Here is a 13,630-nt window from a genome sequence, read left to right as displayed (position 1 = left end):
GCTGCCGGCTCGTCGGACTCGTCGGGCGAGCGGCCGGTTCGGCGCGCGCGACCGATGCAAGGGCACCGACCAGCGGCACGGCGATCGCCACGGTGATCAGTGCGCGGACCGCCATTCGGTGAAGCGTGCGACCGACAGCCGGGGGGCCGCGGGCCTGCACGGTGTGGCGCAGCATGCGGAAAGCAACCCAACCAGCGACGATCACGGCCGCGCCTGCCGAGAGGACTGCGGCGTCGAGGGCCCCCAGCACCGCGAACCCACCGCCGGGCAGTGCGACGATCGCTGCTGTCGCCGCTCCGGCGACAGCGCCGCGACCGTTCCTGGTCGTCGTCGCGGACGGGCTGCTCGGCGATGCGCCGGCACCGGCGGGGTCGCCGGGCGCGCCGGACCGCGCCGAGCTGTTGCCTGCCGGCGCCCCGGTCGTGGTCGACGCCGGACGTCCGGCCGGGACGGGCGCCGACTGCATCGCAGCGGTCATCCACAGCCGGACCGCGTCGGACGGCAACTCGTCCAGCCGCGTACTGATGGCGCGGGTCAGCAATGCCCGCAGCTCTTGCCCGGCCGCACGCACCACCTCGGGCCGCTCCATGAGAACGGGCGTCGCCAGTGCGGAGAGGGCGGGCACGACCAGATCAGGCCGCGTCCCCAGCGCGTCCCACAGTGCCACCGGAGCAGCATCCAGCGCGGGGCCGATGTCATCGGCCACCCGGTAGGTCGGCTCGCTGCCGGGTGCGGAGCGCTCGACCAGCCCGCCGGCGACGAGCCGGTCGAGCATCGCCGCGATCGCTTCCGGGGCGGCGCCCGGCCCGACGTGGCGTGTCAGGTCGGATGGCCGGACGGCACCCGGCATACGCAGCATCGCGCGTAGAGCACTGAGCAACTCGGCCCCCGGCTCCGCTGCGGGGAGCCGCGCGACGATCTTCCAGAACGCGTCCGAGTTCGCCGTTGCGTCGACGGCGAGGCGCGGCGGCGCACGGTTTGCCGCCGAGCTGCCGATCAGCTCGCGCAGTTCCTCCGCCGCCGCCGTCCGCGCCGCGGGCCGGTCGCTCAAGGAGGGCGTCGCGAGTGCCGACAGCGCCGGCGCGACGACATCGGGGTGTGTGGTCAACGCTTCCCAGAGCTCGATCGGAGCGCTGTCGAGGGCGGCCCCGACCTCGTCCGCGACGCGGAAGCTGCTCTCCCCGTCGGAGGTCGAGCGCTGCAGCAGGCCGTCGACGACGAGCTCATCGAGCATCGCCGCGATCGCCTCCGGCGACGCGTCCAGATCGAGTCGCTTGCCCAGCTCCGCCGGGCTGATGTCGCCGGGCGCCCGCAGCATTCCTCTCAGGACGCCGAGCAGGTCCGCCTGCGGCGCGGCGGCGGGCGCCTCCGCGATCCGCTTCAGGCGTTCGGCCGTCGCCGTCCGCACGGCGAGGGTCTCGACCTGCTCCTTCCGGGCTGCTTCCACCCGTTCCTCCGGCGAGGCGCCGGCCCATGCTTCCTGCGTCCAGCCCGCGGGCGGTCGCCCATGAAGACGCTCGGCCGTCGCCGCCGGTCCTGCCGCGACGGGGGCAGCTGTCGAGATGCGTCCGAACAGGTCGAAATGCAGAGCCCCCGGGTCGGCCCACCGCTCGCCTGCAGGCCCGCGCCGTTGCTTCAGTCTGCTGTCCCACACCGGAACCGTCGTGACGTCCCCGAGGCCGGGATCCCACGGGCCCGTCGGCCCACTCGGCCCGGCCTGCTGTGGCTCGGCATCCGACGCACCGGACGCCTGCTCGCCGACGCCGGTGAGCACGCCCAGCGAGCCAAGGCCGTGACCGGACGAGCCCGCGATCCCGCCGAGCCCGACCACTCCCTCCGACGCCGCGGTGCGGGCTTCCCAGGTGGACACGTCAGTGTTCAGACGATCGGCACGCGCGCGCCCTGTGCCCTCCGCGGTCAGGGAGTTCTCGTGGGGCGCCGCCTTTCCCGAGCCGACGGCCGGCGTCCTGCCACCGCCCACGTCGACATCTGCCTTGCCGCCGCCGAGGGATGACGGCCCCCGGCCGTCGTGGAGCACCGTGGCCGCGGGCCGCGGGGTGTGCCCGCCGGCGAGGGAGGTGAAGTCCTGGGGATGCGGGAGCAGCAACCTGCCCGCCACGACAACCGGCAGAACGACCTTCGTGGCGAGGATGCGACTCATCCTGCGGGCGGTCCACATCCGGGTCGACTTGCCGACCTCGGGTCGCGCGGCGTCCGCACGTCTGCCGGGTGGGTCCTCCTCGGCGGCCTTACGGACCTTGCCGCCCAGGTAGGCCTCGGCAAGTTGCTGGTGTACCCGGTCCGCCCAGGCGCGTCCGATCTTCGCCTCGACAGACATCGGGGTCGCGTGGTGGGTCTCCTCGATGAGGCGCGCGGTCTCGGCGGTGAGGCCGTCGGGGCGCGGACGGCCGGCGTACCCGTCGTCCTCGATCTGCCGGATGTTCTGGCGGATCTGCTCCTGCATCCTTGCGACGGTCTCCGGCGACCGCCCGGCGGTGGGCCCGATCCGGGACGGCCGCGTCGCGGAACCGGCCCTCCAGGCGGAAGGCCCGGCCGCGATCGCGCCGCCGCGGAAGGTCGTCCGCGCGGGCGGGATCGGGCGAACCCTGGCCGCCGCCGCATCCGCCGCCACGCCGGCACGGTTCGCCTTCTCCACAGCGGCAGCCGCCACTCGAACGGTCTCTGCCGCCCGAACCCCCGCCAGGCCCCTCGTCCGTCCGCTCGCGAGGGCGAAGTCGGCGTCGGCTCCCCGCTCTGCCGCCACGTCCCTGGCCGTGCGGGCCCGGTCGGCGGCCCGCACCGCCTGCCGCTCGAACGGGGCGTTGCGAAGCTGCTGGTCGGCGCGGACGCGGTCGTACTGCCGGTCGAGGCGGGCGAGGCGGAAGCCGGCTGCCAGCTTCGGGCCGAAGGTCCTGGCGGCGACCGACCGGTCACCGACCATGTCCGTCCGGACCTGACGCTGCCGGTCCCGTAGGGCGCCTGCGATCTGATCGGGGGCGGAGTCCTTGGTCACCCCGAGCCCGCGGTAGGCGAGCGGGGTCCGCACGACGCTGGTGATCCCGTACCTGCCGATGGACGCGGCCGTGTGTGCGGTCCGCTCCACGGCGCCTGCCGTCCCGCCGAATGCCCGCGACGCCGTCGTGAGGTTGGCGGCGGCGGCCGCGTTCCCGGAGGCCGCGGCGTCGGCCGCACGGGCCCCGGCCGCGCTGCAGGCCGACCGGCAGGCGGTCGCGACCGGCTCGAGCGCCCGGGACGCCGCGGACGCGGCGAGCCGCCCGGCACCCGTCCACACCCTGATCGGCGCGATGGCGACCTTGGCAGGCGCGTTCAGGAATCTGGCCGCGGTGTCGAGCCGGTCCGCTCGCTTCCCCAGCGCCTGCGCGGTGCGGGCCAGCACCTGGGCGCGGCCGGCGCCGGTCGTCGCCGCACCGGCCTCGGCGAGCTTCATGGCGGCACTCGCACGGGCGCCCGCGCTCAACGACTTTGCGACGACCCCAGCCCCCATGAGCGGGATCGAGGGGAGGGCGATGTCCTCGAGGAACGAGCTCACAGGCTTGTCGCCGTACCCGGTCAGGCCGTTCTTGGGATCCCCGTTCACGAGCTTGCCCGGGTCCCCGTGCCGGACGAGCGGCTGCCAGCGGTGGTAAAGGTTCACCCCGGCGGTGGCGAACGTGCCGGTGAACGGCTCCACCCTGGCCCACTTCTCGCTGAACGACTCGCCGGGCTTGCGTGGCTCCTGCCAGGTGTTGTCGATGAAGACCCCGCGAATCCCCTTGCCGGCGTTCTCAGCCATATGGGTCAGGCCTTCCGGCGCATAGGACACGACGTCGATGCCGTCGTTCACAGCGTCGCCTGCCCAGGGCAGGTCCTTGTACCCGCCGATGATGGGGATGAACTGGGCATGATCCTTCAGCCCGTCGCTGACCCAGTTGCCGACCTTGTGCAGGGCCCTGGACACCGGGCCCGACCCGGGCGCTGCCGCGTCCTCGGCGGTCTTGCGTTCGTCGGCCAGCCGGTCCTTGTCACTCGCGGACAGGTAGGACGTCAGCCGCTCGTAGTCGTTGCCCGACTTGAGCCAGGCATTGAACTTCTCCTGCCGCTCGTCGCTGTCGTACGCGAGACCGGTCATGGTCTGCTTGAGCGCATCGGGCGTGCCGAGCAGGCTGCGTTCCCATTGTTGCGGGGTGTTGTAGGCGGCGACGGTGGCCTTCTCGTCCTTCTTCAGCTGGTCCCACGGCGACTTCTTCTCGCCCGACAGCGGCTTGCCGAAGACCTTGAGGTCGCGCTGGAAGCCGGGCAGGTTGATGGCGGCGTTCTGGGCCAGGGTGAAGTCGGGCCGTCCGGTGGACGGCAGCGGCATGTCGCTCAGCCCGTTGCTCGCCGATCTCGGAGCCCGGGCCACCGAGTCGTAGTGCAGTGATGCCAGCTCGCCCATGGTGTCCAGGGGGCGGCGTAGCGGGCGCAGGCTCGGATCCGCGGCAGCGGCGTGCACCTTGTTGCCCATGTCACGGATCGTGTTCAGGTCGTTGTTCGCCTGAGCGAGATCGCGCGCGAACTGCGGATCCCCGGACGAGCCGGCGATGTGCACGTCGATGGTGCGCAGCGTGCTCTGCGCCCGGTCGATCCGCTTGTTGATCGGGTCCAGCTTCTTCTGCAGCTGGGTCGCGGCGCTGTTGTACTTCTTCAGGTCGTCGTTGTACGTCGAGACCGCGCGGTTGTAGCTGTCCACCTCGGCCTGGGTGCTGCCGGGCCCGAGCGCCTTCTCCTTCGTGGCCAGGTCGGTTCGCTGCTTCTTCAGCCCGTCGGCCCGCTCGTCGAGCGCGATCGCCTGCGGCCGCAGGGTGTACCCGGCGTTCTGAGCGGTGATCACATCGTTCTGGGTCTGCGTGACGACGCGCTTCGCCCGCATGGCATCGGTCATCGGGCCTTGGGCGTCCGAGTGGTCCATCGCGGCGAGCTGCTTGACCAGCTTCGGGTCGGCGGCCACCTTGGCCTGCGCGTCGTGGATGACCTTCGGCAGGCTGGCCGTGGCGTTCTCGGTGCCGTCCACCACGCCCCGGGCACGGGTCCAGTCCCTCAGCAGGGCGGCACCCTCGCTCGAGTTCTTGTCGAACTTGTCCAGCCACGGCCCGAGCGAGCGCCGCTCGCCGGAGTCCAGCCTTCCGTCGCCGAGCGCCTTGTCCAGCTCACCGACCTTCTCGTGCGGAAGGATCTTCTCGTACTGCGCCCGGTCCCACTTGTCGTCGCTCTGTCCCTTGAGGTAGCGCAGCCCGGCCAGATCCTTGTCGGCCTGGGAGATCGTCGGCAGCGACTCGCGGTAACGCTTCTGGTCCGCCGGGCTGAGCCGCTCGTATCCGCTGCGATCCAGCAGCGGCAGCTTGTCGCCCGCCTTCAGACCGAGCGCCTTGGCAAGGTCCTTGTCGTACTCGTCGTTCAGAGTCGGCCGGTTCTTCTGGTTCTGCCCCGCCAGCCAGAACGAGTTCGGGTCGCCGTGGTAGTCGAACTTCAGATCCGGGCGGTTGCTGGTGCAGCTCTCGCCCGTGCAGCTCCAGCCCTGGTTCTTGCCGTTCGGGTCCTCGTACAGCAGACGCGTGGTGCACGGGTAGACGTCGCAGCCGACCGTGGTGCCCTGCTTGGTGGTCCCGGAGCAGGAGTTGGCCCCGCCGGAGCCGGGCGAGCACACCGCTCCGCCGCCCCGGCCCTTGGCGTCCTCGTTGACCTGGACGAAGTGGCACTGGTTCACGCACTGCTGCAGGTGGCCGTCCGGGGTGTAGGCGTTGAACGTCTCGCTGCTGATGGCCTGGGACTCGTAGGTCGTCACCTCGCGCCAGCCACCGGGGAACTCGCCCTTACCGCTGGCCAGGTGCTCGGTCCAGTGGCACAGACCGCAGGACTGGTTCTGGTCCGTCAGGGGGCCACCGCTGACCCGGCAGTGGCCCACGCAGTCGATCGTGCCGCCGTTGCCCTTGCCGTCCGGGGTGGTGACCTTCACCTGCCGGTTGTGGATCGGGCCCTCGGCGTCGGAGTCGGCGAGGAAGGTCCAGTCGTCCTTGACCGCGTTGTCGACGACCTGGCCTTCCTTGAGCTGCACCCGGGCGGACACGCCCTTGGGCAGGTTGAACACGCCCTGGTTGCCGAAGGCGTCACGACTGCGGATCTCGGTGTCCTTGGCCGCGGTCACGTCGTTCTGATAGACGTCCTGGACGTCGAAGAGATCGCTGTAGCCGAACTGCAGGTGGTCGCCGTCGGCGAAGTCGACCCGGCCCCGGGTGGGTTGACCGTTCACGCCGAAGAAGCTCGGGTCGGTCGTGTCCACGGTGAACGCGTGCCCGGCCTTGTCCCGGCCGGAGATCAGCTTCGAGGAACCGGTGAACTCGAAGTGGTCCACCACGTTCGGCTTGCCCGGCTGCCTCACGTCGCCGACGCATCCGCCATAGCAAGTGGTCTGGAACCCGTTGCCGCTCGGGCCGGCGAAGGTCACGGTGTTCGTCTGCTGCTCGTGCGGGGTGGAGCGGGTGTAGGTGGTCGTGGAGTTGCTGAACCCGTCGTGGATGCGGCCCGTGCCGGTGACCGAACCGCCGCCGTTGCCGCGCTCGTCGCGAGCCAGGGTGAAACCGTCGCTGGCCTCCGCCCAGTCCTTCGACTTGCCCTTGCCGGACTGGTTGCTGCCGGTGAACCGCTTCGCCGGGTCCTTGGCGTGCGGGTCGTACTCGGCGTACTGGCCGCTCTTCTCGTCGCCCACCTCCAGGCCGCTGTTGCAGTCGGCCCCGGTGCAGCGCTGGGTCTCCAGAGTGCCGTCCTCCTTGCGGATGATCAGCGCGACGTCACCGTTCTTCTCCTTGACCGCCAGGACGGTGCGCTGCTTGCCCTTGAGCGACCTGGCGGCCTTCTCGGCCTCCTTGACGCTCTTGTACGTCTTGGGCTTGCCGTTTTTGCCGGCGGCGCCCCGCGCCGGCCCGACGAGGACGTAGGTGTTGGAGCCGCCTTCGCGGAAGCCCGGGCAGGTCTTTCCGGTGGTGCACTCGCCCCACCCACCGTTCTTGCCGCCCTTGGGGCCGGCCACAGCGTGCGCGGTGACGCCACAGCCACCGTTGCTGCCCGAGCACTCGACCCAGTGCTGCGCGTTCCAGACCCGTTGACGGCCGGTCGCGGGGTCGATGTCGGACCCGTGCGCCGAGTCGGCCGCGTGTGCCGTGAAGGAGGCGACGCAGTTCGCCGCGCCGGAGCAGGTGGCAGAGGCTTCGGCGTGATTGCCCTTGACGTAGGCGCGCACGGCAACCGAGACCCCGCCGCCGCCCATGCCGCCACCGCCGGAGCCGTGCGCGTAGGCCTGCGCCCATGACTTCGTCGTGCTCTTCTTCGGATCCCCGGCGAACGCCGACATGCTCGCCTCGTAGTGGTGCTCACAGCGAGTGCCCGCGCTCCCGTAGCAGGATGCCGATGCGTTCGCGAACTTGGTGCCGTCAGGTGCGACGCCCGAATCGGCGTTGGCGGTGACCGCCACCCAACCACTGCCCATACCGCCGGATCCGGAGCCAGACGCGTCGGCGTGTGCCCCGGGGGCGGAGGCGGCTACCCGCGCGGAGTAGGAGTAGCCGCAGTGGGTTCCCTCGCTGCCCTGGCAGGAAGCGGCGGCCTGCGCCGAGCCATGACCCACCTGCGCCGTGGCAGACGTGGCGACCTGCCCGGCGCCGGTGGTACCAGAGCCGTAGCCGGCGGCATGCGCCCGAGCCGCACCGCCGCCCGCGCCGGCGGAGCTGCCGGCCCGGTACGAGTAGTGGCAGCCGGAGCCCTTGCTGCCCTGGCAGGAGGCGGCGGCCATCGCCTGGCCGCCGGTGGTTCGGGCGACCGCGCTGGTGCCGCACCACCCGCTGCCCGAGCCGCCCGAGGAGCCGCATCGCGCTGACGCCGACGCCGTTGCGGATCCCGTGCTGCCGCCGCTGCTGTCGGCGGCGGAGCTACGCGCGGAGAAGCGCTGCGCGCAGTCCGATCCCATCGTCCCGGTGCAGGAGGAGGACACCTCAGCCCCGCCCACGTTCGCGCCCACCCGGCCGGTGCCCTGGCAGGTGCCACCGGTGCCCGCGGTGCAGGCCGAACGAGTGCTGGCAGCGTTGCCGCCGTATCGCGCTTCGCCCTGGAACGCGGTGCGGCAGCCGGTGCCGGAGCAGGTGGCCGCCACCTCGGCCGCGCCGTCGCTCGCGTACCCACTGGTCGCCGAGTCGCACGCCCCGATCCCGGAGCACGTCGACGTCGCCACCGCGGTGGACGTGCGAACCTTCGCGGTGACCTTGCCACTGCGGTGCGTCGCGGCGAGCACCGCGGTGTCGTCGGTGCCCGTGCTGGTGCTGCGCGTCGTCGTTGGGCAGTCGCCGGAACCCGCCTGGCAGGCCGCGGACACCGACGCCGACGTGGTTCCGAAGCGTCCGGTGCCCTGCGCGCCAGTTCCGGGGTGGACAGCGACGCCGGCGTCGGTGGTGATGCCGGCCTGGCAACCACCTTGCCGGCCGGTACAGCTCACCTCGCCGTACGCGGTGGACACGCTGACGGGGTCGGTGGCCGCGCCGTTGCTCTTCCCGGGCTTCTGCGCGGCGGCCTTCGCGGCCCGGATCGCGGCGGTCGAACCCCCGTTCGGGCTGGTCCCCGCCGCGGAGTCCCCGGTGACCGCTCCCGTGCACCCGGCGTCGGGGCACTGGATCGTGGAGCCGGCCTGTGTGGAGCCCGCCATCGCCGTGCGCGACGAGACCTTGCCGCCGGACGTGGTCCCGGTGCTGCGCTCGGTGGTGGCAGCCGCGCTGCTGCCGACCGTGCAGCCGGATCCGCCGCTGCGGCAGGTCGCGCCGCTGCGCGAGGTGCTGGTGGCGGCCGGGTCCTTCTCGGTCCGCACGGTGGCGGTGACCGTCGCGTCGCCCGTGGTGGCGGCGGTGCACGCACCATCCCCCGCGCCGCACTGCGCCGAGGAACTCGATTCCGAGGACGTCGCCGGGGCGCCCGTGACCGGCTTGGCAGCCAGGCCGGCTGCGGCTGCGGCGTCCTTGTCCGCCTGGGCCGCGATCTTCGCGGCTGCGACGGCTACCTTCTTCTGCTCGGCAGTCGCACCGGTGCGGGCGGCGACCTCCTGAGCCTGCTCAGCAACCTGCCGAGCCTGCTCGGCGTCCTGCGCTGCCTGGTCGGCGGCGGTCTGCCGGGATTCGCTGATCATGTCGGCCACGACCTGACCGGACCCCGCGGTCGAGTCGGTGGTGGCCTGGCAGCCGCTCTCGTCTGTGGCGCAGCTGCCGGTCGAGGACGAGACACCCGTCGGGGGGCCGCGCGCGCTCACGCCACTGTTGCCGGCGGTCGGGCCATCGGTGCCTGCGGCCGAGCTGCGTGCGGTGCCCGAGCACCCGCCCGACGAGCCGGTGCAGTCGAGTACGGCCGACGCGCTCGTCCAGCTCGACGCACCCGGCACCGTCGGTGCCCCGGAGCTCGCCGACGAGCCGGGGGCCGTCGGAGCGGGCGGTGTGGCGGGCTGGTCGGGCCCGGGAAGGTCGTTGCCGCGGTTCTGGTCGCTCGGCGGCGCCTCGCCGGAGGGGCCGGTGGTGGCGCTTCGGACGGTGGCGTTCGCCGTCGAGGATGCCTTGACCAGCGGCGCGATGCTGCCGGCGTCGGGGCTGCTGGAGGCGCCCGAGTTCGTCACGGCCTGGCAGGTACCACCCGAGACCCCCGTGCACGAACCCTCACCGTGCGAACCCCGCGGGTCCGGCGAGATCGACGGGTCGGTGCCGGTGGCGGCGCTGGTGACCTTGCCGTCGCAGACATCGCCCCCGTCGCAGCTCAGCACGGCGCCCGATGCCGACGCGGCCGAGGGGCCTGCGGGCCGACGGGCCGGGTTGACGGCAGTCTCGGCACCGGCACCGGTCTCGTCGACGGCGGCGAGGGCTCTGGCAGCACCGGGCGCGCTCGAGGACACCGATGTGGTCTGGGCCTGGCACGCGCCGCCCCCGGCCTCGCAGGTGGCCGAGCCCGTGGAGGAGCGCGGCTTCCCTGCAGCGACCGCACCGTCCGATGCGGACGACGTGGTGTGCGCGACGCCCGAGCAGGCGGCTCCCGTGGAGCAGTCCACCGACGCAGTCGCCGACGAGGTGCTCGACGGACCCGTGGTCGGTTGGCCCGCAACCGGCTTGCCGGTGGCCGGGTCCATGGTCACGTAGTCCGGCGCACTCGCGGCCGACGAGGTGGTGTTCCCGGCGCAACCGCCGCTGGTGACCGTGCAGTCCGCGCTCGCCTGCGAGCCCCGAGCCTTCGTCGAGACCGCGGTGTCGCGAGCGCTGGTCGACGACGTGGCCGTGCCGCCGCACGCTGTGCCGGCGCTGGTGCACTGCACCGAGGCCGACGCGGTCGACACGCTCACGGGGCCCGACACACCCGACGTCGATCCGTCGACAGCGGTCACCGGGTCGCGGTCGGACACCTCGGTGCCGGACTGCGCGCCACACGTACCGCCGGCGCCGTGTGCCGCGCAGCTCGACGTGCCGGTGCTGTCTCGCGTGCCGGTGACGTCGCCGGTGGCGGCGCCCTTCGTGGTGGTCGAGCCGCTGCCGGTGCAGCCGTCGACCGCACAGTCGACATGCGTGCCGGCGCTGCTCGACGCCGTCAGCTGCACGGTGGCCGGCTCGGCGCTGTCGTCGGCGAACCGAGCGCGGGAGTCGCGGGGGGTGTCCGTGCCGACGGTCGACGTCGAGTCGGCGCCGCACCGCCCGGCGGTGGCCGAGCACGTGCCCGATGCGCTGGTGGTGCGGGTCGCGGCCTTCGTTGTGGCCGTAGCGCCGGCCGTGATCGTGCCGTGGGTCGTGGTCGAGCCCGAGCAGCCGGCCGCGCCGACACAGTGGACGTCGACGGTGGCGGTGCTGGTGGCCGAGGTGTCTCCGCCGTCGCGCCTCCGGTCATCGGTCCCGCCGCCGTCCGCCGTCGAGCGGCTGGCGGCCTGGCAGCCACCACCGGTGGTGGTGCAGGTGGCGGACCCATCGGTCTTCTGCGAGCGGGCGGCGATGTCCTTCGACGCCACGCCGGGCGTGGTCGAGGCCGTGACAAGGCCTGCGGTCTTCGTCGCCGCCTGCGAGGTGCTCGCACCGGTACGGCTCGACGCGGAGCCGGTGCATCCGGTCGCGCCGTCCGAGCAGCGCGTCCCTGCGTCGGCCTTGGCCTCGCGGCCGCCCCGGTCGTCGCCGGTGTCGACACTGCTCGACGTGCCGCAGCCCCCGGTGGCCGCCGTGCAGCGCGCAGAGGCACTGCCGTCCCGGCTCTCATCGCGCTTCCCCGCCGACGTGGACGCCACCGCCGGCGTCGCGCCGGCCGGATCTCCTGCACCGGTGGCGCGCGCCCTGCCCGACGTCGAGCTGTCGCACGTGCCGGTCCCGGTGTCGCACGAGGAGTCGGCGCCATGGCGGGTGGCCGCCGTGCTCTGGCCGCACTCTCCCGCCGTCATCGAACACTTCGCGGTGGCCTTGTTGTCCCCGCTCGTCGAGCTGCTGCTGCAGTCGCGCTTCGAGCCGCTGATCGTGCAGGACGCGGAGCCCTTGCTGTCGCCCGATGTCGTGGAGACGGAACAGCCCGAGGAGATCCCGGCAACGGCGACGCAGCGGTCCTGGTCCTTGTTGCCGTCGGCGTCCCGGCTGACCGAGCCGCACGTGACGAACGCGCCGTTCGCTCCGCATCCAGCGGCCGAACCCCCACCGCCGGAAACGCGGGTCGGGACGTCCGGAACGTCGTCACCCATGGCGGACATCAGGTCGTCGGTGGCGTCGTAGACGTCGTCGCGTTGCGCCTCGTAGGCCGCGGCGTGCTTCGCGTATGTCTGCTTCGTGACAGTGCCCGCAGTGACCTTCTTCTTCTCGGCCGCGAGCGTCTTCTCCTGCTTCGCCAAGGACGTCTGCCCCTCGACGACCTGGTCCACCAGGTCGGCCCGCTCCGGCGAGAGCTCCGCGCGGTCGGCAGCGAGCTGATCCCTCAGCTTCTTGTCCTTGGCGACGTTCTTGTCGTACTGCGCCTTGGTCATCGTGCCCGCGGCGACCTTCTTCTTGTCGGCCGCCAGCTGGGCCTTGCTCTTGTCCACGGCGATGCGTCCCTCGAGCACCTGCTCGGTCTGCTCGGCCGAGTCGTCGTACTCCGACCCCCAGCCACGGGCGGACCGTCCGAGACCACCCCTGCTCTCTGGAGGCCCCCGCACACCGGCGGCCGTCAGCTCCCGCGACGACAGCCGCGAGGCACCCTTGGGTTGCTCACGGAGAGTGGCCGTGACGGCATCCTGCAACGCAGCCTTGGTGTTCTGGACGGCCGAGGTCATCTTCTTTCCCGACACACCTGTGCGCTTCGCGGCGGTCTTCATCGCGTCGTCGACGATGTCGTTCAGGGCCTGCGCCCGCTCCTTCGGCGAACCCGCTGCGGCGATGTCGTCCACCAGGTTTCGGACATCCGCGCCGCTCTCCCGGAGCTGCTTCTGAATATCCGACTTCTTTCCGTCGACGATCTTCCCGACCTGGTCCCGGACGATCTTGCGCAGCTCCGCGGACGAGGAAGCGCGCTTGACCGCCTTCGCGGCAGCGGCACCCGCCTTCGTCGCGGTCGGCTCAGCAGTTGCCGACTTCGCAGCGGATTTGGTAGCCGCCGCAGTAGCCTTCTTGACGGTGGCAGCTGTGGAGTTCTTCGCCGCGGCCAGGGTCTTCGGGGCGGAAGCGTTCGCCTTCTCGTCTCCGGACTTCGCCCCGGAGGTGGTGGCCGGCTTCGCGACCCGCTTGGCGGGCGCGGCGGCCGCCGTCCGGACCGTCGTCCCCGGCTTCTCGGCCTTCGTCTTCTGAGTACTCGACGCGGGCTTCTTCTCCGACGTCGGATCCTTCTTCGGCATCGTCTTCGTCGGTGCCGTCTTCTTCGGTGCCGTCTTCTTGTCGGTGACCTCGCCCGACTGCTTCGGCCGATCGTGCGCATGGCTTCCCGAGATCGTTCGAGCCGAAGTCTTCGCGGAAGCCGACTTCGTGTCGCCGGCCGGCTTCTTGACGGGCTTCTGCTCGGTGGCAGGCTTCTTCGTGGTGGTCTTCTTCTCCGGCGCCGACTTCGTGGCACCGGACTTGGCGGATGCCTTCTCCGTCGAGACCGTCTTCTTCGCATCCGGCTTCTTCTCGGCGGCAGGCTTCGACGCACTCGCCTTCGTGGTCTTCGAGTCGTTGCTGGACTTCTTCGCCGGCGTCGTCTTCTTCTCGCTCGAGTCCGCCTTCTTGGTGGTCTTCGCCGAATCGGACTTCGCGCTCGGCTTACTGGATTCCTGCTTCGGCGCCTTCTTCTCCGTGCTCTTGCTGGAGGATGTCGAAGAGCTCTTCGAGCCGGAATCGCCGTTCTTCCCGCCGGCGGGCTTGCTGTTACCTCCCTTCGGCGCGCCCGCCTGGACGTTCGCCACCGGAACGATCACGGCGGCGGAGGCCGGTGCGGCAGCAAGGAATGCCGCCCCGAACCACAGCACGACCACGGCACCGGCCAGCGTCAGCGTCCACCGCACCATCCGCCAGAGCGACTCCCGCAGCGACAGGCGCAACCGCACGGCGGCGTCAGCACGCACGGCGAGGCCGGCGGCCTCACCGTCATGCAGGGACACCACGTCCAT

1 protein-coding gene (cut by a window edge) is annotated in these 13,630 nt (G+C 72.0%); it reads right to left on the bottom strand.

Features of this window, described 5'->3' with window-relative positions; translation table 11 throughout:
• A protein-coding gene (locus ACQPZQ_RS06470; protein ID WP_433293005.1) for a hypothetical protein crosses the window boundary here: on the bottom strand, nucleotides 1–13,630 show its beginning. The gene continues 17,066 nt to the left of window position 1, outside the view; 13,630 of the gene's 30,696 nt are visible here — the first part of the coding sequence; its start codon is at nucleotides 13,628–13,630; its stop codon lies off the left edge, out of view.

This window comes from Pseudonocardia sp. CA-142604, from assembly GCF_050948475.1.
GTDB lineage: Bacteria > Actinomycetota > Actinomycetes > Mycobacteriales > Pseudonocardiaceae > Pseudonocardia > Pseudonocardia alaniniphila.
This window is presented reverse-complemented; position numbering and strand designations above follow the sequence as displayed.